Genomic DNA, 20,132 nt, shown 5'->3' with positions numbered 1-20,132 from the left:
GACTAATTATTGTCTTGTTTAATTAATTGAGCTTCGGAGGGACGGGATGACGCAGTCGCAAAAGGCCAGTGGATTCAGATCGCTGATGGGAGGCGTGGCCCTGGCGATTGCCACACTGGGCCTCCCGTCTCAGCCCGCGTTTGCGCAGGTCACCGCCTTCAAGCAGGCGGTGGCGGAATCCGCCTCGGCGGACCGTGACATCGCCGCGTTCTATCGCGAGACCGGGTTCGCGCCGATCTGGACCGGCGACAGCGACATCCACCGCGCCCGTCGCGCCGCACTCTTGCAGGCGGTTTCCCGCGCCAGCCTTTACGGGCTGCCGGCCGACAAGTACCACCCCGACGTCCTGCGCGGCAAACTGGCCTCGGTGCAGGGCGAGCGGGCGCTCGGTGCGCTCGAGGTCGAACTCAGCGAAACGCTGGTGCTGTTCTCGCGCCATATGCAGACCGGGGTGCTGAACCCGCAAAAGGTCACCAATGGAATCAAGCGCGAGGCGCCGCTGCGCGATCCGATCACCTATCTGCGCGATTTCACCTCCGGCGATCCAGACGCCTTCTTTCGCACCATCGTGCCGACCTCGGCCGAATATACCCGCCTGATCCGCGCCAAGTTCGAACTTGAGCGGGTGGTGGCCTCGGGCGGCTGGGGCGCGCTGGTGCAGACCGACAAGGTCAGCCCCGGCGACAGCGGTGCAGCCGTTGTCGCGCTGCGCAACCGGCTGATCGCCATGGGCTACCTCGACCGGTCCAATTCGGCGACCTACGACAATGCGCTGCAAAAGGCGGTTCAGGACTATCAGGTCGATCAGGGACTGGAGCCCGACGGCGTCGCCGGCGCCGCCACCCTGCGGGCGATCAACGTGCCAGCCTCGGAACGGCTGAAATCGGTGCTGGTGGCGATGGAGCGCGAACGCTGGTTCAACCGGCCGCGCGGCGCGCGGCACGTGCTGGTCAACATCCCCGATTTCAAGGCGCGGATCATCGACAACGACAAGGTCACCTTCGAGACCCGCTCGGTGGTGGGCAAGGACACGCCCGACCGCGAAACGCCCGAGTTCTCGGACGTCATGGAATACATGGAGATCAACCCGTACTGGAATGTGCCCCGGTCGATCGCCTCCGAGGAATATCTGCCGGCGATGCGGCGCAATCCCTATGCCGCGGGGCATTTGCAGGTGATCGACGGCCGTGGCCGCGTGGTCCCGCGTTCGTCGATCAACTTTGCCCGCTATTCCGGCCGGACCTTCCCGTTCAACCTGCGCCAGCCGCCGTCGGACAAGAACGCGCTGGGACTGGTCAAGTTCATGTTCCCCAACAAATACAACATCTATCTGCACGACACCCCGGCCAAGAGCCTGTTCTCGAACGAAGTGCGGGCCTTCTCGCATGGTTGTGTGCGGCTGAACGATCCGTTCGACTTTGCCTATGAGTTGCTGTCGCGGCAGACCGACGACCCTGTCGACTTCTTTCAGACCCGCCTGCAATCGGGCCAGAACATCCGCGTTCCTCTGGATGAGCCGGTGCCGGTGCATCTGATCTATCGCACCGCCTATACCGATGCCAAAGGCCGGCTCAAGTTCCGCGCCGACATCTACGGCCGCGATGCGATGGTCTATCGCGCGCTTCAGAATGCAGGGGTGGCGTTGACCTCGGTTCAGGGTTAGACCGGGCTGCGCAACGATTGCGAGGCGCAGGATGACCTATACGGTACAGGACATTGCGGCGGCGCTCGGCTGTGAGGCAGCAGGCGCCACCGACATTTCGATCGAGGCCGTGCGGGAACCGGCAGAGGCCGGTCCAGAGCACCTTGCCTTGGCGATGAAACCCGAATTTGCCGAAACCCTGTCGCAGGGCAGGGCGCGTGCCGCGCTGCTCTGGACCGGCGCCGATTGGCAGGCGTTGGGGCTTGAGGCGGCGATCTTTGCCCAACGACCGCGTTTTGCGCTGGCGGGCCTGTCGCAGATGATGGACCCCGGAGCGCGTTATCCTCAGGGCATCCATCCCACCGCGGTGATCGACCCTTCGGCCGAGATCGGCGAAGGGGTGACCATCGGGCCGCTGGCCATGGTCGGACCAAATGCGGTGATCGGCGCCCGGTCGGTGATCGGACCGCAATGTTACATCGGGGCCGAGGTGCGCCTGGGCGGAGACGCGCTGCTGCATGCCCAGGTAACCGTGGCGCATGGGGTCACCATCGGCGCGCATTTCATGGCGCAGTCCGGCGCCCGGATCGGGTCTGACGGCTTCAGCTTTGTCACCCCGGAAAAGAGCGGCGCCGAACGCGCCCGCGAGACATTGGGCGACCAGGGCGAAGCCAAGGCGCAATCCTGGGCCCGGATCCATTCTCTGGGCGGGGTGACCATCGGCAATGATGTCGAGGTGGGCTCGAACACCTGCATCGACAGGGGCACCGTCCGCGACACCGTGATCGGCGACGGCACCAAGATCGACAACCTCGTGCAGATTGGCCACAATTGCATCATCGGCAAGGATTGCCTGATCTGCGGTCACGTTGGCTTTGCCGGTTCGGTCAAGACCGGCAACAACTGCGTCTTTGGTGGCCAGACCGGGATCGCCGACAATCTTTTCATCGGCGACAACGTGATCAGCGGCGGCGGCACGACGATCCTGTCGAACGTGCCAAGCGGCCGCGTCATGCTCGGGTATCCGGCGACAAAGATGGATGTCCAGACCGAAAGCTACAAGGCAATCCGCCGCTTGCCCCGGTTGATGCGGGATGTCGCAGCGCTTAAAAAAGCGGTTTCCAAGCAGGGCGAGAGCGACTAAATCACCGGAGGATCACAAGGCGGGGAGACCATCCGATGGACGTCAAGGACAAGGTTGTCGAGATCATTGCGGAACAGGCCGTTCTGGAAAAATCCGATGTCTCCATGGACAATACGCTCGAGGATCTGGGAATCGACAGTCTCGGGCTGGTCGAGAGCATCTTTGCGATAGAAGAGGCCTTCGATATCTCGATCCCGTTCAATGCGAACGAGCCCACCGAAAGCGATTTCGATATCTCGTCGGTCGGCAGCATCGTTGCCGGCATCAAGAAGCTGATCGCCGAGCAAAAGGGCTAGGCCCTGAGCAGATAACAGAGCGGGGCAGGAAGTCATGAAACGGGTTGTCATCACCGGCGCCGGAACCGTCAATGCGCTGGGGCAGAATGTGCCCGACACGATGGCGGCCATGCGCGAGGGACGCTGCGGCATCGGCACGCTCGACATCGCCGATCTCGACCGCCTGGCGATCAAGATCGGCGGACAGGTCCGCGATTTCGACCCGGAGGCCTGGTTCAATCGCCAGCAACTCTCGCTCTATGACCGCTTTACCCAATTCACGCTTGTCGCCGGCCGCGAGGCCATGGCGCAGTCGGGGCTGGAGTTCACCGACGAACTGGCGGCGCGGGCCGGGGTGATCCTGGGCAATTCCGGCGGCGGCATGAACACGCTGGATGAAAACTACCGCTCGGTCTACGAGGACGGCAAGAACCGGGTGCATCCCTTCGTGGTGCCCAAGTTGATGAACAATGCCGCGGCCAGCCATGTGTCGATGGAGTTCAACCTCAAGGGCCCGTCCTTCACCGTGTCCACCGCCTGCGCATCCAGCAACCACGCGATGAGCCTTGCCTTCCAGATGGTTCAAGGCGGCATGACGCCGGCAATGGTCACCGGCGGCTCCGAGGCCATGCTCTGCTTTGGCGGCGTCAAGGCCTGGGAAGGCCTGCGGGTGATGTCCAAGGACGGCTGCCGGCCGTTCTCGGCCAACCGCAACGGCATGGTCCAGGGCGAGGGCGCGGCGGTCTTTGTTTTCGAAGAGCTGGAGCACGCCCGCAAGCGCGGCGCCGACATCCTCGCCGAAGTCGTGGGCTTTGCCATGTCCTCGGATGCCTCGGACATCGTCATGCCGTCCAAGAGCGGCGCCGCACGGGCCATTCGCGGCGCGCTGGTCGATGCACGGGTCGATGCGACCGAAGTGGGCTATATCAACGCCCATGGCACCGGCACCGCCGCCAACGACAAGACCGAAAGCGCGGCGGTGGCCGATGTCTTTGGCGCCCATGCCGACAAGCTGATGATCTCTTCGACCAAGTCGATGCACGGTCACCTGATCGGCGGCACCGGCGCGGTCGAGCTTCTGGCCTGCATCATGGCGGTGCGCGACGGGGTGATTGCGCCCACCATCGGCTATGAGGAACCCGACCCGGAATGTGCGCTCGACGTGGTGCCCAACGAGGCGCGTGAGGCCGATGTCGACGTGGCGCTGTCGAATGCCTTTGCCTTTGGCGGATTGAACGCCGTTCTGGCGCTGCGCCGGTTCTGAGCATTTTTACCTGACATGTGAGGACGGCTGGCGGTGGGCTGGCTTTTGCTGCCGTGTCGCCGGGCGGGGCCGGGAGCCTTGTCGAGCGCGGGGTGGCGTATTTTGAAAGAGAAGAAGCCCGGGGGTGGTGAGACCTCCGGGCTTCCGGCGTTCTGGCAGGGGTGGGCCCTGTCAGATCATTGCGCGCGCTCGGCCGCATAGGCGATGGCGCGCTGGTAGTTGCCGCTGTCGTTCCAGGCCGAGAGAACCCGGAAATTCGCGGTGCCCTGGCCAAAGGGCGCGCCGGCGCGCCAGCCGTTGCGGGCCAGCATATTGGCGGCCGAGGCCAGCGCATCGACCGCGTTGTAGGGATCGGCCCGGCCATCGCCATTTCCGTCGACGCCATAGCGCAGCCAGTTGCCGGCGAGGAATTGCATATGCCCCAATTCGCCCGAGGGGCCACCGCGGGTGTTGGCAGTGATGATGCTGCGATCGACCAGTTGCAGCGCCGCGATGGCGTGGCTTTCGAACCGGGGATGCCGGCGGCAGTAAGAGGCCAGCGTCACCGCACCGCCGACGATCGGGGTTTCGCCGAGATAGCCGCCCCAGCTTGTCTCCAGCCCCCAGATCGTGGCCAGCACGCTGCCCGGCACGCCAAAACGCTGCTCGATCGAGGCGAAGGTGTTGGGGTTTTTGGCCATGCGCGAACGGGTGCGCTGGATGAAGGCATCGGCAGAGCTGCCGGAACGCTTGGCGAGGAAGGTTGCGGGGTCTCTTTGCAGGGTGCCGCTCTGGCTGGAGGGATTGGATTCGAACCGCCAGGTGATGCCGGAGAGCTGCGCCGATTGCAGCGCCTGCATGCCGCGCGGGCCGACGCCGCTGGCCTGGGCATCTTGCGCCAGCCCGGCCTTGTAGCCCGAGAAGGCGCCTTTCGAGGTGATGCATTGTGCGGCCTCTACGGCCGGAGCGGCGAGGCCCGCGACAATTGAAAAAACAATGGTGAAACGGCGCATGAAAATGTCCTTGTGGCAAGTGATCTCTCGCCATGAAGTGTAGCGGGCGCGGGGATTGCGTCCAGAAATTTTCGGGCAGACAGATCGCGCCGTTCCGGAAAAACGAAAAGGGCGCCCCGAGGGACGCCCTTCCGCATTGCGTGCCAGGCCCGGCTTCGGCCCGGCGCAGCCTCAGCAGCTGTAGTACATGCCGAACTCGACCGGGTGCGGCGTGTGCTCATAGAGCTCGATCTCTTCCATCTTGAGCTCGATATAGCCTTCGATCTGGTCCTTGGTGAAAACGTCACCGGCCAGCAGGAAGTCCATATCGGCTTGCAGCTCTTGCATCGCCTCGCGGAGCGAGCCGCAGACGGTGGGGATGCCTTCGAGCTCTTCGGCCGGCAGGTCGTAGAGGTTCTTGTCCATCGCCTCGCCGGGATCGATCTTGTTGGTGATGCCGTCGAGACCGGCCATCAGCAGCGCGGCAAAGCACAGGTAGGGGTTGGCCGAGGGATCGGGGAAGCGCGCTTCGACACGTTTCGCCTTGGGGTTCTCGGTCCACGGAATACGCACGCAACCCGAGCGGTTGCGGGCCGAATAGGCGCGCAGCACGGGGGCCTCGAAGCCCGGGATCAGGCGCTTGTAGCTGTTGGTCGACGGATTGGTGAAGGCATTGAGCGCCTTGGCGTGCTTCAGGATGCCGCCGATGAAATACAGCGCTTCCTGGCTCAGATCGGCGTATTTGTCGCCGGCAAACAGCGGTTTGCCGTCTTTCCAGATCGACATGTTGCAGTGCATGCCGGTGCCGTTGTCGCCATAGATCGGCTTCGGCATGAAGGTCGCCGATTTGCCGTAGGCCTGGGCCACGTTGTGGATCACGTATTTGTACTTCTGAAGCTCGTCCGCCTGCTTGGTGAGCGAACCGAAGATCAGGCCCAGCTCGTGCTGACACGAGGCCACTTCGTGGTGGTGCTTGTCGACCTTCATGCCCAGACGCTTCATGGTCGAGAGCATTTCGGAGCGGATGTCCTGACCGTCGTCGATCGGGTTGACCGGGAAGTAGCCGCCCTTGATGCCGGGGCGGTGGCCGGTGTTGCCCATCTCGTATTCGGTGTCGGTGTTCCAGGAGGCGTCGAGCGCGTCGACCTCGTAGGACACCTTGTTGATCGAGTTCGAGAAGCGGACGTCGTCGAACAGGAAGAACTCGGCTTCCGGGCCCCAGTAGGAAATGTCACCGATGCCGGAGGACTTCAGATAGGCCTCGGCCTTCTCGGCGGTGCCGCGCGGGTCGCGGTTGTAAGGCTCGTTGGTGTCGGGCTCGACCACCGAGCAATGCACGCAGACGGTCTTTTCGGCATAGAACGGGTCGATATAGGCGCTGTCGCAATCGGGCATCAGCTTCATGTCGGAGGCTTCGATCGATTTCCAGCCGGCGATGGAGGAGCCGTCGAACATGAAGCCCTCTTCGAGGAAATCCTCGTCGACTTCGCTTTCGATCACGGTCACGTGCTGGAGCTTGCCGCGCGGGTCGGTAAAGCGGATGTCGACATAGGCGACGTCCTCGTCCTTGATCAGCTTGAGCAGGTCTTTTGCGCTCATTTGGTCATTCCCTTGATTGGTTTTTCAGTGTCGTGATCCCGGAGACGCTCCGGGGTCTGATGAGTGGTCACGCCTTGCAGGAGGCCCCGGATCAAGCCCGGGGCAGGCGGCTCTGCGTCAGAGCGCGTCGGAGCCTGTCTCGCCGGTCCGGATGCGGATCGCCTGTTCGACCGGGGTGACAAAGATCTTGCCGTCGCCGATCTTGTCGGTCTTGGCCGCCTCGACGATGGCTTCGATCGCGCCGTCGACCTGATCGTCGTCCAGCACCACCTCGATCTTCACCTTGGGCAGGAAATCCACCACATATTCCGCGCCGCGATACAGCTCGGTATGGCCTTTCTGCCGTCCGAAGCCCTTGACCTCGACCACGCTGAGGCCCTGGACGCCAACGTCTTGCAGCGCCTCCTTGACCTCATCAAGCTTGAACGGCTTGATGATTGCCTCGATTTTCTTCATGTGGTGCCTCCTCGCAAAGGGTGTTGAGCCGCTCAGACCACTTCTCACCGGGGGCTACAATTGTGTAGGGTTCGGGAGGGGCGGATTTGGCAGGTCGCGAAAACCATGCGCCCAAAGAACGGGCGGTTTGCACATAAATCAAGCAGAATTGAATCTTGGGGTGATCGATGAGTGAATTGCTGACCGGCGCAGAGATGCGCGCGCTCGAACAGGCGGCGATTGCGCGGGGCGATGTGACCGGGCTGGAGTTGATGGAGCGCGCCGGCGCCGGCGTGGTTAGGGCGGTGCTCGAGACCTGGCCCGGGATCTGGCCCGAGCTCGGGCAAGGCGCGCCGCGGGCGGTGGTGCTCTGCGGGCCGGGCAACAATGGCGGTGACGGGTTTGTCATTGCGCGGCTGCTGCTGGCGCGGGGCTGGGCGGTCGAGGTTTTTCTCTTTGGCGATCCGGAAAAGCTGCCGCCGGATGCCCGCGCCAACCATGACCGCTGGCACGCGCTTGGCGCGGTGCGACCGCTGGAGGAGACATCGCTCGACGGGTATCTCGAGGCGCATCCCGAAACCGCGCTGGCGGTGGATGCGCTCTTCGGCACCGGGCTGACCCGGCCGCTCGGCGACCTGCGGGGCGTTCAGGCGGTGCTGAGCCGCTGGCAGGCCGCCGCTGCGCCACAGGTGGTGGCGGTCGATCTGCCCAGCGGGCTCTGTTCGGACAGCGGGCGCTACATAGGCCGGGATCGGGACGATCCGCCGGGCCGCGTGGTGCGAGCCAATCTCACGGTCAGTTTTCACCGGCCGAGGCTGGGGCATCTGCTGGCCGAGGGGCCTGAGGCATGCGGCGCGCTGGTGGTGCAGGATATCGGACTTGCGCCGTCGCAGGACGCGGTCCCCGGCCCAGCGCGACGGGTGGACGCGCCGCCGGCCGAAACGCTTGCCAAGGGTGGCGGGCACAAGTTCTCGCACGGCCATGCGGTGGTGATCTCGGGCGGCTTCGGCAAGACCGGCGCGGCGCGGCTGGCCGCGCGCGGCGCGCTGCGGATCGGCGCCGGCCTGGTTACGCTGGGCGTGCCGGGGGCGGCGCAGATGGAAGTGGCCGGCCAGATCACCGGGTTGATGATGACGCGGGTGGAGGATGGTGCGGCGCTGGCCGCGCTGCTGGAGGACGGGCGGATCACCGCGCTCTGCCTCGGGCCGGGGCTGGGGCTCGACAGGGCGCGGGCGCTGGTGCCGGTGGCGCTGGATCAGGCCGCAGAGCGCGCCCGGCCGGCGCGCGGCGTGGTGCTGGATGCCGATGCGCTGACCGCCTATCGCGACGATCCCGAGGCGCTGTTTGCCCGGCTGCACGCGCGCAGCGTGCTGACGCCGCATGACGGCGAATTCGCCCGGCTTTTTCCCGATCTCGCGGCGCGGCTTGGCGATACACCGCACGCGGGCCCGGCCTATTCCAAGGCAGACGCCGCACGCGATGCGGCCCGGCGCGCCGGCTGTGTGGTGGTGTTCAAGGGCCCCGATACGGTGATCGCAGATCCGCAGGGGCGGGTCGCGGTCAATGCCGGGGTCTATGATCGCGCCGCGCCCTGGCTGGCCACGGCAGGCACCGGCGACGTGCTGGCGGGCTTTGTCACCGGATTGCTGGCGCGCGGAATGGCCCCGATGCCGGCGGCGCAAACCGCCGCCTGGCTGCATGTTGCCTGCGCCCGGCATTTCGGCCCCGGTCTGATTTCCGAGGATCTGCCCGAGGCGCTGCCCGCGGTGTTGCGCGCGCTCTAGGCCACACCCAAGGCTGTGGGCTGCCGGGTGCCGCAGGCGATTTCGATGCCATCGGCATAAAGGATATGCGGCGCGTCGAAATGCAGCTCGATCAGGCGCAGTTTTTCATGTCCGCCCCGGGTGATGAACTGGCCGTCCACCAGCCGCGCGGCGGGCACCAGCACCTCCTTGGCGCCGAACAGCGCCTCGGCGCGCCAGTCGCGCACCAGCACCGGTTGGCTGGCCGGCAGCACCAGGTCGGTGTCGGGGCGGGTGTGGCCCAGAGATCCGGCCCGGATCCGCACCGTGGCGCAGCGAACCTCGCGCAGCACGACCTGGCGCAACAGCGCCATGCCGGTGTCGCGGGTGATGATGCGGTCGCCGGGGCTGAGATATTGCACCGGCATTTCGCCATCCAGCGTCCACAGCCGGGTGCCGGCGATGAGGCCATTGATTTCGGAATTCGCGCGCTCTTGGTGCCGGACAAGGTCCGGCTGGGCAACCTGCTCACCTGCGCGCCCGACCACGTTGGGATTCATGGGCTTACCTGCTCTACTACTTGTTTTGTTTTTTTCACAGGTTATCTCAAGAACCGGTAAATGTCCTGATATTTTCGCGCCGCTATCCGAAATCCCCTCGCATCCTCTTTCGAGCTTTGCTAGAGACCGGCGGGCGCGCGCGGTTCCGCGGGGCGCAAGGATGCGGGTGTGGCGGAATTGGTAGACGCACCAGATTTAGGTTCTGGCGCCGCAAGGCGTGGGGGTTCAAGTCCCTTCACCCGCACCACTCCTCGCCCCGAGCAGAGGATTTTCGCATGACCCGCCCCCTCTCGATCACCGTCATCGGCCCTGGCAGGGTGGGGCAGACGCTGTTGCGCCTCGGTCACAGCTCCGGCGTTTTCGAGCTTGCCGATATCCTCGCCCGGCGGCCGGATGCGGCAGCGGCGGCGCGGGATTTCGCCGGCGGCGGCCGCGCCATCACCGGGTTCGAAGACCTGCGCCCGGCCGATCTGTTTCTGCTCACCGTACCCGACGATCAGCTTGCCGGCGTTGCCGGTGACCTCGCCCGTCAGGGCCTTCCCCCGGCCGTCGCGGCGCATTGCAGCGGCTTTCACCCGGCGGCGCTGCTGGCGCCGTTGGCAGAGGCCGGCTGGCAGACCGGCAGCGCGCATCCGGTGCTGTCCTTCGCCGATCCGGCGAGCGCCGCGCGCCAGTTCCCCGGCTGTTTCTGCGGCATCGAGGGCGCGGCGGCAGACCGGCTCTCGGAGGTCTTTTCGACGCTCGGCGCGCGCTGCTTTCCGATCCGCGGCGAGGCCAAGGCGCTCTATCACGCGGCGGCGGTGATTTCGAACAACTTCACCACCGTGCTTCAGGGCCTCGCACAAGAGGCCTGGGCCGAGGCCGGCGTGCCCGCGGCGGTGGTGACCGACCTGCATGCGACGCTGCTGCGGGGCACGGTCGCGAATGTCCTGGCCAAGGGGCCGCAGGCGGCGCTGACCGGGCCGGCGGCGCGCGGCGATGCGGCGGTGATCGCGGCCCAGGGCCGCGCGGTGACCGAATGGCAGGCGGAGGCGGGGGCGGTCTATGACCTGCTCAGCGCCATGGCCGCTCGGCTCAAGTCAACCGGGCGCACCGGCTCAGGGCAGGAGCGACAGCCAGACCCAGATCGTCAGGATCGACAGCCCGGTGGCGATCAGCACCGATGAGGCCGCCACCCGCTTGGCCACGCCGTACATATTGGCAAAGACATAGGTGTTGATCCCCGGCGCCATGGTCGCCGTCAGCACCGCCGAGCGGAGCGCCCCGGTGGACAGGCCGGTGATCGTCGCCATTGTGTAGGTGATCGTCGGGTGCAGGATGAGGGAAACGGCACAGACCATTGCGATAATGCGGAAATCTCCGTCAGGACGATAGCGGTACATGACCCCGCCCATGCCAAAGAGCGCGCAGGGAATGGCCGCACGTACCACCAGATCGATCCCGTCGGTGGCCACCTGCGGCAGCGCGAAGCCCGAGAAATTCACCACAAAGCCCAGCATGATGCCAATCACCAGCGCGTTGCGGAACATTGCCTTGAGCACCTTGGCCGGCATCTGCCGCGCCGGGGTGCCGCGCGAACGGGCGATCTCCATCGCGGTGATGCCGAGGCCGTAGCAGAAGGGCGAATGCAGCGCCACGATGGCATAGTTCGGCCCCAGCGCCCCGGCGCCATAGGCGCTTTCGGTGATGGCGATGCCGAGCATCACCGAATTGGCAAAGAGGCAGCAGAAGCCGATGGCAACCGAATCCTCCCAGGCGCGCTTGAAGACATAGCGCCCCGCCAGCAGTCCGACGACGAAGCCGGTGAATGACCCGGTGTAGAAACTGAGCAGCAACGCGAGGTCGAAATGCGCCCCGAGATCGAGCCGCGAGATCGCCTGGAACAACAGCACCGGGATGGCGATCTTCTGGGTGAAATCCATCAGGCCATCGATGGCGCCGTCGCTGATCCAGCGGCGCCAGACGGCGAGATAGCCGGCGCCGATCACCAGGAAGACCGGCAGGATGACCTCGAGCAGCGCCTGCATGTCAGCCTTGCGCCCCGCGGCTGCCGTGGCGTGGGCGTATTTGGAAAGAGAAGAAACACCAGGTCATGCAGGAAGTGTCAGCTGCATGAGATCGTAGGCCGGGGTGATGTGGTCGGGGGTTTCGGCCTCCAGCGTGGCGTAGTCGAGATCGATATGCATGTTGGTCAGCACCGCCCGCCGCGGCGCGGCGCGGGTGATCCATTCGAGCGTCCGCGCGAGATGGGCATGGGTCGGATGCGGTTTGCGGCGCAGCGCGTCGACGATCCAGATGTCGAGCCCTTCGAGCAGCGGCCAGGCCGCCTCGGGGATCTCGGCGACATCCGGCACATAGGCCAACCCGGCAATGCGAAAGCCCAGCGCGTCGATCGATCCGTGGTTGACCTCGAACGGGGTGAAGGTGATCGGCCCGCCGGCGCCATCGACGGTGACATCGCCGGCGATGGTGTGCAGGTCGAGGATCGGCGGATAGGGCGAGCCCTCGGGCTGGGCGAAGGCATAGCCGAACCGCGCCAGAAGCGCGTCCTGCGTCGGCCCGTCGGCCCAGACCGGCAGCCGGGTCTTCATGTTGAAGACGATCATCCGCAGATCGTCGATGCCATGGGTGTGATCGGCGTGAGCATGGGTAAAGATCACCCCGTCGAGCCGGCCGGTGCCGGTGTCGAGCAACTGGCTGCGCAGGTCGGGCGAGGTGTCGATCAGCACTGAGGTGATGCCGCCCGGGCCCACCCGCTCGACCAGCATCGAGCAGCGGCGGCGGATGTTTCTGGGGTTCTCCGGGTCGCAATCGCCCCAATGGCCGCCAAGCCGGGGCACGCCACCGGACGAGCCGCAGCCGAGAATGGTGAACCGATAGTGATCGCTCATGACGGCGACCACGCGGCGGCCTTGGTGAAAAGCCGTTCGAAATTGGCTTCGGTCCGGGCGGCGAATTCGCCGTAGTCGAGGCCGAAGGTTTCCGCCGCCTTGCGGGCGGTGTGGGCGGTATAGGCCGGCTCGTTGCGCTTGCCCCGATGGGGCGGCGGCGCAAGATACGGCGCGTCGGTCTCGACCAGGATGCGGTCGAGCGGGGCGCCGGCAAAGATATCGCGCAGCTCGGCGCTTTTCGGAAAGGCGGTGATGCCCGACATCGACAGGTAGAAGCCGAGGTCGAGGGCGCGTTTGGCCAGCGCGGCGCCCGAGGAGAAGCAATGCATCACGCAGGAGAACGGCGCATTGCGGTGCTCGGCGGCAAGGATTTCGGCCATGTCGTCATCGGCGGCGCGGGCATGGATGATCAGCGGCAATCCGGTCGTCTGCGCCGCCTCGATATGGATGCGCAGGGATTTCTTTTGGATATCAGCGCTCTCGGAGGTGTAATGATAGTCGAGCCCGGTCTCGCCGATGCCGACGAACTTGGGATGATCGGCCAGCGCCACCAGCGCATCGGCGGTGGCCAGCGGTTCGTCGGCGGCGCTCATCGGGTGGGTGCCGGCGGCATAGAAGACCGGATCGTAGGTCTCGGCCAGGGCCCGCACCCCGGGTTCGTTCTTCAGTTTCGTGCAGATGGTCACCATGCGATGCACCCCGGCCTCGACGGCGCGGGCGACAATGGCGTCGCGCGCGTCGTCGAAATCGGGGAAATCGAGATGGGTGTGACTGTCGGTGATCTTCGGGTTGCTCATGATCCGCCTCAGGCGGCCAGGTCGGACGCCGTTTTCTGGAGTTTGATCATCGTATCTAGGATGAGCGCGGCAGGGTCAAGATTGACCGCCCGGCCGTGGCGGCTGCGCTCGGAAATCTGCTGACCGATTTCGGCCCAGGCGCGGGCGCGGCGCAGATCGGGGGCGAGGCGGGCAAAGATCTCGGCCTCGTTTCTCGCCGCGGCGGGCTGTGGCATCTGGCCGGAGGCGCCGGCGCGGGCCAGCCGGATCAGCGCCAGGTCAAGCAGCGAAAAGATTGTGGTGACCCGGTCCTCGGCGCCACGCGCGGTGGCGGCCTCGGCCAGTGCCAGCGCACGGGCCCGGTCAAGCTGGGGCAGGGAGCCGAGCAGCGTCAGGATCGCGGTGTAGAGCTTCGGCCCCTCGTTGAGCGACAGCCGGATCGCATCGCCGACCGAACCGGCCGAAAGCGCAGCCAGTGCCTCGGCCTCCTCGGGGGGCACGGCGACGCCGGCCTGGTCGAGCGCGGCGGCCATGTCGGGCGGCGAGAGCGGGCGCAGGTGCAACATGCGGCAGCGTGAGCGGATGGTGGGCAGGAGCGCCGAGGGCTGGTGGGTGACAAGCAGCAGCGTGGCGCGCGCCGGCGGCTCTTCCAGCAGCTTCAGCAGGGCGTTGGCGGCACTGGTGTTCATCTCGTCGGCGGCATCGACGATCACCACCCGCCAGCCGCCATCCGCGGCCGAGAGCGCAAAGCGCGATTTCAGTTTGCGCACCTCGTCGACGGTGATTTCGGCCTTGAGCCGCTTGGCGCGGTCGTCCCAGGGCCGGGTGAGCTTGAACAGCCCGGGCTCGGATCCGGCGGCGATGCGGCGGGCGACCGGGTGATCCTCGGGGATATCCAGCGAGCGGGGCGGCGGCGCGCCGAACAGGCCGCCATCGGCCGTGCTGGGCGGATGGGCGATCAGGTGTCGGGCGATGCGCCAGGCCAGCGTCGCCTTGCCGGTGCCGCGCGGCCCGGCGATCATCCAGCCATGGTGCAGCCGGCCCGAGGTGACGGCCTCGAGAAAGGCCTGCTCGGCCGCGGCCTGGCCGATCAGCCGGGCGGTGTCGCGCGGGTGGGGGGCGCCTTCGGTCTGGTCGGGCTGGGGACGGTCGTCGCTCATGTGCTCAGGTGTAGTGCGACGGCGTGCCGGACGGAAGGGGGGATCTGGCCTTTGGCGGCGGCACCGGCGCGGGGGCGCACGTGCATTACCGGGAATGTCCCGCCCCGGACCTGATCCGGGGCCCCGTGGTTCATCATGGGAGAGGTCCCGGCGCGGGGGCCGGGACGGGGAGGTCCTGTAGCGGCCGCCTCGCGCCTGGACCGGCGGCCACCGCCGTTTGCTCTGGGCCCTGCGCAAACGCTCGCGTGCGTTGCCAGGCGTGTCCCGCCGCGGACCTGATCCGGGGCCCCGAGATTCGTCACGGGAAAGGTCCCGTTCGTCATGAGAGAGGTCCCGGCGCGGGGGCCGGGACGGGGAGGTGTTGTGGCGGCTGCCTGGCGTCTGGACCGGCGGCCACCGCCGTTTGCTCTGATCTCTGCGCCGGCGCGTGGGTGCATTGCCATGCGTGTCCTGCCCCGGACCTGATCCGGGGCCCCGTGGTTCGTCACGGGAGAGGTCCCGTTCGTCATGGGAGAGGTCCCGGCGCGGGGCCGGGACGGGGAGGCACCGTGGATGCCGCCCTCAGTTGGACTGCCGGAGCTCAGAGCCGTTCGCGCGCCGCCAGCTCCGCGACGTCTTGCGCCACCTCATCCACCGCGCGGCCGCCGTCAATCACCCGAAAGCGATCCGGAAATTCGCCGGCCAGCGCCAGGAAGCCGGCCCGCATCTGCTCCTGCAACCCGGCACCGAAATCCTCGAACCGTTCTTCCACGCCGCCGCGGCCCTTGGCGCGGGCCAGACCGAGGGCCGGGTCCATGTCGATCAGGATCGTCAGGTCCGGCTCGCGGCCGATCATCAGCGCATGCAGCTGGTCGACGATGCCGCGCAGATCGCCGCGCGAGAGACCCTGATACATGCGCGTCGAATCCGCGAAACGGTCGCAGATCACCACCTTGCCGGCCGCCAGCGCCGGCAGGATCGTCCGCTCCAGGTGATCACGGCGCGCGGCGGTGAACAGCAGGATCTCGGTCTCCGCCGACCAGCGGTCGGGATCGCCCCGCAAGACCAGCGCGCGGATCTCCTCGGCGCCGGGCGAGCCACCGGGCTCGCGGGTCAGCACCACCTCGCGGCCCAGCGCCCGCAGGTGCTCGGCCAGCCGTCGGGCCTGGGTGGATTTGCCCGATCCGTCAATGCCTTCGAAAGAGATGAACACCGGGCGCGCGGGTCAGGAGGCCAGGCCGGGCACCGGGGCGCCCCATTGCTTGAGCAGCACTTTGGCCGCTGTCGTCACCCGGCTCATGAAACCGCCCGCCGCGACGTCGCGATCCGCGACCAGCGGCACGGTCTTCTCGGGCAGCCCCTCGAGCGAGATGATCATCTCGCCCAGCTGGTCGCCCTTGGCCACCGGCGCCTCGATCGGGGTGTTGTAGACGACCTCGGCATTGACCTTGCCGCTGGCCAGTACCGGCACCAGCATTTCGATATCCTCGGCCGGCACCAGGCCGACTTTCATCTCCGAGCCCATCCAGACATCGGCCTCGGCCACCACCTGGCCCTGGGCGGCGACCTTGGACTGGGTGAAATGCCGGAAGGCCCAGTTGACGATCTGCTCGCTTTCCTCGGCCCGGGCCCGTTCGCTGTCGAGGCCCGAGACGACAAAGACGATGCGGCGCTCATCCTGCTTGGCCGAGCCCACGAGGCCATAACCCGCCTCCTGGGTGTGGCCGGTCTTGAGCCCGTCGGCGCCGATGCCGAGCCGCAGCAACGGGTTGCGGTTGCTGACGTTCTGCGGCGCGCGGCCGTCGAAGGCAAAGGTGCGTTCGGCGAACATCGGGTAGAATTCGGGGAAATCCTCGATGAGCCGCCGGGCGATCAGCGCCAGATCCCGGGTCGACATGCGGTGGCCTGCGGCGGGCCAGCCGTTGGAATTGGTGAAGGTGGAATTGGTCATGCCCAGCTGTTGCGCCCGCCGCGTCATGTAGCGGGCAAAGCCGGCCTCGGTGCCATCGGGGCTCAGCGCCTCGGCGATCACCGCGCAGGCATCATTGCCCGACAGCACGATGATCCCGCGCAGCAGATCCTCGACGCTGACCCGGTCGGTGGTGTCGAGGAACATGGTCGAGCCGCCGTAGGACATCGCGTGTTCCGACACCGGCAGCTTTTCCTGAAGATCGAGCCGGCCGTCGCGGATCGCCTCGAAGGCCATGTAGAGCGTCATCAGCTTGGACATCGACGCCGGCGGCAGCGGAGTGTCGGCATCCTTGGCCAGCAGCACCGTGCCGGTGGTCATGTCGACCACGAAAGCCGATTGCGCGCGGGTTTCGAAGGCATGCAGCGGCAGCGCCGTCGAGGCGGCCAGCGCGAAGGCGAGGAGGGGGGCGGCGAAATGTCTCGTCATGGCAGGTCCGATTGGCAAGGGCCCTCGGCGGGGCGGTTAATTGGTCACGGCATAGGCATCGGTAAAGCCCGCCGACTTGATCGTCCCGAGCGCGGCGGCGCGCTCCGCGGCGCTGGCGGCGGGGCCGACAAGCACCCGCCAGAAGGTCTTGCCCTGGCTCGACTGCTTCTTGATGATCGCGTTCAACCCGCGGGATTTCATGGCGGCGGCGGTATTTTCGGCGTTCTTCTCGATCGAGAAGATGCCGAGCTGGATATAGGGTTTGTCCAGGCTCGCGGCCTGCGGCGCCGGTTTCGGCCTGGGCGGCGTGGCGGGGGCGGCTGCGATCGCCGCGGCGGCGCTGGCGGCGGGGGCGTCAAGCTCGGACGCGGTGATCGCCTCGGGCGCGTCAAGGCCGGCAGGGTCCAGTGTTTCGGGCACCTGCGGGGTTTCCGGCGTCTTCTCGCGGCGCAGCGCGGTGACATTGAGGTTGGTCGGCTGGCCGGCCACCAGGCCCAGCGCATCGGCAGCATCGGAGGACACCTGAAGCTCCGGCCCCGGGGTGGCACGTTCCTTGCGGAACAGCGCGCCGATCACGAACTTGCCGTTCGAGGGGTTGCGAATGATCACCCGCTCGGGCTCGCGCACATCCGGGTGCGCCACCCAGACCCCGCCGAGCGAGGGCCGGCCGTCCCAGAGCCCGCCTTCGGTGACCTGGAACACATCCGGCGCCTCGACATCGCGCTCCACCAGGCGGGTCGCGCGGCTGGCCGGGGCGGCGGCGGCCGCGCTGTCTTTGGATTGCAGAAAGCCGGGAAGCTGTGCGCCGTTCTCGCAGGCCGCCAGCAGCCAGATCGCGGTGCCGGCCAGCAGCACCCGTGCGCCACGCGGCATGGGGGATCGGCCGACCGCGGAAACTCGCTGAGAAATCATTATCTTGCCCTTTTCGCCTTGAGTGCCTCTGCCGAGGCCTTGCCGGTTTTCCGGTCTTGTCCAGACTGCCTGCGCCATGTCGCGCGCCGACAGCTTATCCTCTGCCCGCATGCAAGAAAAGGCCCGCAAGGCCGGATCGGCGGAAATCCTGCATCAGAGCGCTTTGCAGAATCACTTGCCGCCGTTTAACGAAGCGAAGCGCGGAGGAGTGGCAGAGTGGTCGAATGCACCGGTCTTGAAAACCGGCGTGCGTGAAAGCGTACCGTGGGTTCGAATCCCACCTCCTCCGCCACGGTCACCTTTTCCCCGATTTTCCTGAGAGCGATACTTGAACCGCGACTCCTGTTGGCGTCGAGGGGAGGGGCGTCTGCCCGTTTCCTCCGTCATCCCTCCCGGGAGACCTCGGCGGGTGTCTTTCCTCCGGGGCATTTTCTGGGGGGCGCGTGGAGCTGGTCGCAGACCCTTTTCAGTTCATGATCCGGTCTCTCGTCTGCCCGCACCCAAGGGGCCCCGGGTCAACCCCGGGGCGCGCTGTGTCCGTACCCCCCGAACTCAACGGCCCTCACCCTCGCCGCCCTGCTGCAAATCGGCCGGATCGCCCTGAAGGCGGCCCCGGCCGGATGTCGCGCTTGTGGGGAAGCCATCTCCGGCCCCGCCGGTTGGGGTTTTCAACAGTGGCTTGAAATGCGCGAACCGAACCGGCCTGCCCGGCGAGCAATCCTTTGAGAGTTTGGCCCACCGACGCTGTGCTCTTGCGCTGCGGGCCGGGGATGGCACGCCCCCCCCGGCCACGGCGCGTCGGCTTATGCAGCCATCTTGTGGCAGGCTTCGGCGCACCGACGGCAGGCCTCGGTGCAGCGCTGGCAAGCCTCTTTGTCGTGCTTCTCGCACTCGGCGGCACAGGCCTCGCAAATTTCGGCACAAAGGGCGCACCACTTCTTCGACATCGGCGACTTGCGCGCCATGACCCGCGCACAGGCCTGGCAGACCTCCGCGCAATCGAGACAATGGCGAAGGCAGTCCGACATTGCCGCATCGCCAAGGCAGCAATCCACGCAGGTTTCACACGCGGTGGTGCAGTCGAGGCAAGCCTGGATGCAATCGTTCAGGGCTTGGTCATTCATCGATATTCTCCTTGTCGAGTTTCTTGGGGTGACCGCCCGGCGTTTTTGCCGGGCAGGCGGGTTCGGCCCGCTCGTTCAGCGAGAAACGAGAAAGAGGCGAGCGGGCCGAAAACGCGGGGTCTAACGGGAACCGTCAGGCCAAGTGAGAAACGGCATGTTCACGACGATTCCGCTGTCGGAGATGCGAATCTCGTTGTTCGCTTCGGCCTTGGTAACGGCTTCGGCAGAGCGCAGGACGCGCGGCTCGGTGCTGTCCGACCAGTTCACCAGCATGATCTTGCGCAGGGGCGTATAGGCTTCGGTGCCTGCCGGTCGGTCGAACACGTCTGGCTGAAAACCCAGCGGCCCACGGGGGCCGTCCGGCTGAAGCCCGTTCTCGAAGACATAGACAGGCGCCAGGAGGTCAGCCGGAATGTCCGCCAATGACGGGACAACCGGAACAGGCGATCCCATCATGTCGGTCAGAATGCCGGCGATCCCGGGGTCCGAGACTTCCGTATGGATGAAGTGGATGTCTTCTCCCGTGGCATATCCGAAGACAGGTGGCACACGGGGAATGTCAGCCATATCCATGCCGCCCGACATGTCCATCATCGGCGTCATTTCCGATCCCTCGGACATCGAGCCGGTTTGGGCACTCGCTGGCGCTGCTGTGAGGCCCAGGGCCAGAAATACGGCGGCATACTTGTGGATTTTTCGGATTTGTCTGCGCATCGGGATCACCTCGGACTGCTGATTCCCAATGCACTCTAACCGCCGTACCGAGGTACGGTGTCAACGGGGTATATTCCATGCCGGCGTCGGCGGCTGACCTAAGGTGTAACGGTTTTGGGTGTCATGCCGCCAATTCCTGATCTTGATCGCGCCAACATGCCTCGTTCGGCATTCGGTGTTCAGAGCGAATTTTATGACGACGTGCCTGAAGTGAACCACTACCGGCTGACGCCGGTAGCATCATGTTTTCCATGTAGTTCGAGGTACTGAAGTATGATGTCGTCGGTCACGTTTCCCGAAGTGGTCGAGAAATACCCACGAGCCCAGAACCGGCGGCCCCAGTAGCGCTTTCGCAATTCGGGGAACTCCATCTGGACCCGGCGCGAAGAGCGACCCTTGATACGTTGCATGACCGTGGCGAGGGCCAGTTTCGGCGGCACACTGATGAACATGTGGACATGGTCACGCGCCACGACGCCCTTGACGATGTGCACGTCGAGTTCTGCGCAGGTTTGGCGGATGATCTCGCGAAGACGTTCCCGCATC

Annotated in this window: 20 protein-coding genes, 2 tRNA genes and 1 pseudogene; 9 read left to right on the top strand and 14 right to left on the bottom strand. The window is 66.1% G+C overall.

The window, feature by feature from the left end:
* Window positions 1-46: 46 nt before the first annotated feature.
* The 4 genes from BMW90_RS03075 to BMW90_RS03060 are packed head-to-tail and all read left to right on the top strand — an operon-like array spanning window position 47 to window position 4,325.
* Window positions 47-1,663, top strand: a complete 1,617-nt coding sequence (locus BMW90_RS03075; RefSeq protein ID WP_083415932.1) for a L,D-transpeptidase family protein — start codon at window positions 47-49, stop codon at window positions 1,661-1,663.
* 31 nt (window positions 1,664-1,694) lie between these two features.
* Window positions 1,695-2,786, top strand: a complete 1,092-nt coding sequence (lpxD, locus tag BMW90_RS03070; protein WP_074834907.1) for a UDP-3-O-(3-hydroxymyristoyl)glucosamine N-acyltransferase — start codon at window positions 1,695-1,697, stop codon at window positions 2,784-2,786.
* A 35-nt stretch (window positions 2,787-2,821) separates the two neighbouring features.
* Window positions 2,822-3,082 carry an acyl carrier protein gene (locus tag BMW90_RS03065; RefSeq protein ID WP_048531340.1) on the top strand — a complete coding sequence of 87 codons (261 nt, stop codon included), beginning with the start codon at window positions 2,822-2,824 and terminating at the stop codon, window positions 3,080-3,082.
* A 34-nt stretch (window positions 3,083-3,116) separates the two neighbouring features.
* Window positions 3,117-4,325, top strand: a complete 1,209-nt coding sequence (locus BMW90_RS03060; protein WP_074834906.1) for a beta-ketoacyl-[acyl-carrier-protein] synthase family protein — start codon at window positions 3,117-3,119, stop codon at window positions 4,323-4,325.
* Window positions 4,326-4,501: 176 nt separating this feature from the next.
* Here the strand turns inward: BMW90_RS03060 and BMW90_RS03055 are convergent, their stop codons facing one another.
* From BMW90_RS03055 to BMW90_RS03045, 3 genes are all read right to left on the bottom strand, one after another.
* A complete protein-coding gene (locus BMW90_RS03055; RefSeq protein WP_074834904.1) occupies window positions 4,502-5,317 on the bottom strand; it encodes a lytic murein transglycosylase in 816 nt (271 codons plus the stop codon).
* A 171-nt stretch (window positions 5,318-5,488) separates the two neighbouring features.
* On the bottom strand, window positions 5,489-6,895 hold the full coding sequence (gene glnA, locus BMW90_RS03050) for a type I glutamate--ammonia ligase (protein ID WP_048531345.1): 1,407 nt from the start codon (window positions 6,893-6,895) through the stop codon (window positions 5,489-5,491).
* 117 nt (window positions 6,896-7,012) lie between these two features.
* Window positions 7,013-7,351 carry a P-II family nitrogen regulator gene (locus BMW90_RS03045; protein WP_048531347.1) on the bottom strand — a complete coding sequence of 113 codons (339 nt, stop codon included), beginning with the start codon at window positions 7,349-7,351 and terminating at the stop codon, window positions 7,013-7,015.
* A 167-nt stretch (window positions 7,352-7,518) separates the two neighbouring features.
* Between BMW90_RS03045 and BMW90_RS03040 the strand changes: the two genes are divergently transcribed.
* Window positions 7,519-9,114, top strand: coding sequence for an NAD(P)H-hydrate dehydratase (locus BMW90_RS03040; RefSeq protein WP_074834902.1), 1,596 nt, complete (start codon window positions 7,519-7,521; stop codon window positions 9,112-9,114).
* On the opposite strand, the gene BMW90_RS03035 is transcribed toward BMW90_RS03040, so the two are convergent.
* A complete protein-coding gene (locus BMW90_RS03035) occupies window positions 9,111-9,632 on the bottom strand; it encodes a Hint domain-containing protein (RefSeq protein WP_083415931.1) in 522 nt (173 codons plus the stop codon). The two genes, BMW90_RS03040 and BMW90_RS03035, sit on opposite strands and share 4 nt — an antisense overlap.
* A 162-nt stretch (window positions 9,633-9,794) precedes the next feature.
* On the opposite strand from BMW90_RS03035, the gene BMW90_RS03030 reads away from it, so the two are divergent.
* The 3 genes and pseudogenes from BMW90_RS03030 (at window position 9,795) to BMW90_RS27255 (ending at window position 10,798) form a co-directional block, all read left to right on the top strand.
* A tRNA-Leu gene (locus BMW90_RS03030) sits at window positions 9,795-9,879 on the top strand.
* 25 nt (window positions 9,880-9,904) lie between these two features.
* Window positions 9,905-10,252, top strand: a pseudogene (locus BMW90_RS27260) (hypothetical protein); the annotation flags it as partial.
* 15 nt (window positions 10,253-10,267) lie between these two features.
* Window positions 10,268-10,798 carry a DUF2520 domain-containing protein gene (locus BMW90_RS27255; RefSeq protein ID WP_407657376.1) on the top strand — a complete coding sequence of 177 codons (531 nt, stop codon included), beginning with the start codon at window positions 10,268-10,270 and terminating at the stop codon, window positions 10,796-10,798.
* Here the strand turns inward: BMW90_RS27255 and BMW90_RS03020 are convergent.
* The 7 genes from BMW90_RS03020 to BMW90_RS02990 form a co-directional block, all read right to left on the bottom strand.
* Window positions 10,730-11,659 carry an AEC family transporter gene (locus BMW90_RS03020; protein ID WP_048531353.1) on the bottom strand — a complete coding sequence of 310 codons (930 nt, stop codon included), beginning with the start codon at window positions 11,657-11,659 and terminating at the stop codon, window positions 10,730-10,732. The genes BMW90_RS27255 and BMW90_RS03020 overlap by 69 nt on opposite strands.
* Window positions 11,660-11,722: 63 nt before the next feature.
* On the bottom strand, window positions 11,723-12,523 hold the full coding sequence (locus BMW90_RS03015) for an MBL fold metallo-hydrolase (RefSeq protein ID WP_048533752.1): 801 nt from the start codon (window positions 12,521-12,523) through the stop codon (window positions 11,723-11,725).
* A complete protein-coding gene (locus BMW90_RS03010) occupies window positions 12,520-13,320 on the bottom strand; it encodes a TatD family hydrolase (protein WP_074834898.1) in 801 nt (266 codons plus the stop codon). The genes BMW90_RS03015 and BMW90_RS03010 overlap by 4 nt, the downstream gene beginning before the upstream one ends.
* A gap of 8 nt (window positions 13,321-13,328) precedes the next feature.
* A complete protein-coding gene (locus BMW90_RS03005) occupies window positions 13,329-14,459 on the bottom strand; it encodes a DNA polymerase III subunit delta' (protein ID WP_074834896.1) in 1,131 nt (376 codons plus the stop codon).
* Window positions 14,460-15,039: 580 nt separating this feature from the next.
* Window positions 15,040-15,651, bottom strand: coding sequence for a dTMP kinase (gene tmk, locus BMW90_RS03000; RefSeq protein WP_074834894.1), 612 nt, complete (start codon window positions 15,649-15,651; stop codon window positions 15,040-15,042).
* 12 nt (window positions 15,652-15,663) lie between these two features.
* Entirely contained in the window at window positions 15,664-16,836 is a 1,173-nt protein-coding gene (locus BMW90_RS02995; protein ID WP_048531361.1) for a D-alanyl-D-alanine carboxypeptidase family protein, read from the bottom strand.
* A 36-nt stretch (window positions 16,837-16,872) separates the two neighbouring features.
* On the bottom strand, window positions 16,873-17,709 hold the full coding sequence (locus BMW90_RS02990) for an SPOR domain-containing protein (RefSeq protein ID WP_074834892.1): 837 nt from the start codon (window positions 17,707-17,709) through the stop codon (window positions 16,873-16,875).
* Between the two features lie 241 nt (window positions 17,710-17,950).
* Between BMW90_RS02990 and BMW90_RS02985 the strand changes: the two genes are divergently transcribed.
* Window positions 17,951-18,040, top strand: a tRNA-Ser gene (locus BMW90_RS02985).
* A 511-nt stretch (window positions 18,041-18,551) separates the two neighbouring features.
* On the opposite strand, the gene BMW90_RS02980 is transcribed toward BMW90_RS02985, so the two are convergent.
* From BMW90_RS02980 to tnpA, 3 genes are all read right to left on the bottom strand, one after another.
* The gene (locus BMW90_RS02980) at window positions 18,552-18,872 is read right to left on the bottom strand and encodes a four-helix bundle copper-binding protein (protein ID WP_074834890.1); all 321 of its coding nucleotides are present in this window, start codon (window positions 18,870-18,872) and stop codon (window positions 18,552-18,554) included.
* Window positions 18,873-18,992: 120 nt separating this feature from the next.
* A complete protein-coding gene (locus BMW90_RS02975; protein WP_139211195.1) occupies window positions 18,993-19,586 on the bottom strand; it encodes a DUF7482 domain-containing protein in 594 nt (197 codons plus the stop codon).
* 218 nt (window positions 19,587-19,804) lie between these two features.
* On the bottom strand, window positions 19,805-20,132 hold a 328-nt coding region (gene tnpA / locus BMW90_RS02970; protein ID WP_074834887.1), incomplete at its 5' end, for an IS200/IS605 family transposase.

The organism is Marinovum algicola (assembly GCF_900109145.1).
GTDB lineage: Bacteria > Pseudomonadota > Alphaproteobacteria > Rhodobacterales > Rhodobacteraceae > Marinovum > Marinovum algicola.
The sequence above is the reverse complement of the archived record's forward strand: the minus strand, read 5'-3'. Positions and strand labels throughout refer to the sequence as shown.

What these genes read in the sequence shown, in the direction of transcription:
- BMW90_RS03075 (WP_083415932.1), top strand. Translation starts at nt 47, where the DNA reads ATGACGCAGTCGCAAAAGGCCAGTGGATTCAGATCGCTGATGGGAGGC.
- lpxD (WP_074834907.1), top strand. Translation starts at nt 1,695, where the DNA reads ATGACCTATACGGTACAGGACATTGCGGCGGCGCTCGGCTGTGAGGCA.
- BMW90_RS03065 (WP_048531340.1), top strand. Translation starts at nt 2,822, where the DNA reads ATGGACGTCAAGGACAAGGTTGTCGAGATCATTGCGGAACAGGCCGTT.
- BMW90_RS03060 (WP_074834906.1), top strand. Translation starts at nt 3,117, where the DNA reads ATGAAACGGGTTGTCATCACCGGCGCCGGAACCGTCAATGCGCTGGGG.
- BMW90_RS03055 (WP_074834904.1), bottom strand. Translation starts at nt 5,317, where the DNA reads ATGCGCCGTTTCACCATTGTTTTTTCAATTGTCGCGGGCCTCGCCGCT.
- glnA (WP_048531345.1), bottom strand. Translation starts at nt 6,895, where the DNA reads ATGAGCGCAAAAGACCTGCTCAAGCTGATCAAGGACGAGGACGTCGCC.
- BMW90_RS03045 (WP_048531347.1), bottom strand. Translation starts at nt 7,351, where the DNA reads ATGAAGAAAATCGAGGCAATCATCAAGCCGTTCAAGCTTGATGAGGTC.
- BMW90_RS03040 (WP_074834902.1), top strand. Translation starts at nt 7,519, where the DNA reads ATGAGTGAATTGCTGACCGGCGCAGAGATGCGCGCGCTCGAACAGGCG.
- BMW90_RS03035 (WP_083415931.1), bottom strand. Translation starts at nt 9,632, where the DNA reads ATGAATCCCAACGTGGTCGGGCGCGCAGGTGAGCAGGTTGCCCAGCCG.
- BMW90_RS03020 (WP_048531353.1), bottom strand. Translation starts at nt 11,659, where the DNA reads ATGCAGGCGCTGCTCGAGGTCATCCTGCCGGTCTTCCTGGTGATCGGC.
- BMW90_RS03015 (WP_048533752.1), bottom strand. Translation starts at nt 12,523, where the DNA reads ATGAGCGATCACTATCGGTTCACCATTCTCGGCTGCGGCTCGTCCGGT.
- BMW90_RS03010 (WP_074834898.1), bottom strand. Translation starts at nt 13,320, where the DNA reads ATGAGCAACCCGAAGATCACCGACAGTCACACCCATCTCGATTTCCCC.
- BMW90_RS03005 (WP_074834896.1), bottom strand. Translation starts at nt 14,459, where the DNA reads ATGAGCGACGACCGTCCCCAGCCCGACCAGACCGAAGGCGCCCCCCAC.
- BMW90_RS02995 (WP_048531361.1), bottom strand. Translation starts at nt 16,836, where the DNA reads ATGACGAGACATTTCGCCGCCCCCCTCCTCGCCTTCGCGCTGGCCGCC.
- BMW90_RS02990 (WP_074834892.1), bottom strand. Translation starts at nt 17,709, where the DNA reads ATGCCGCGTGGCGCACGGGTGCTGCTGGCCGGCACCGCGATCTGGCTG.
- BMW90_RS02980 (WP_074834890.1), bottom strand. Translation starts at nt 18,872, where the DNA reads ATGAATGACCAAGCCCTGAACGATTGCATCCAGGCTTGCCTCGACTGC.
- BMW90_RS02975 (WP_139211195.1), bottom strand. Translation starts at nt 19,586, where the DNA reads ATGCGCAGACAAATCCGAAAAATCCACAAGTATGCCGCCGTATTTCTG.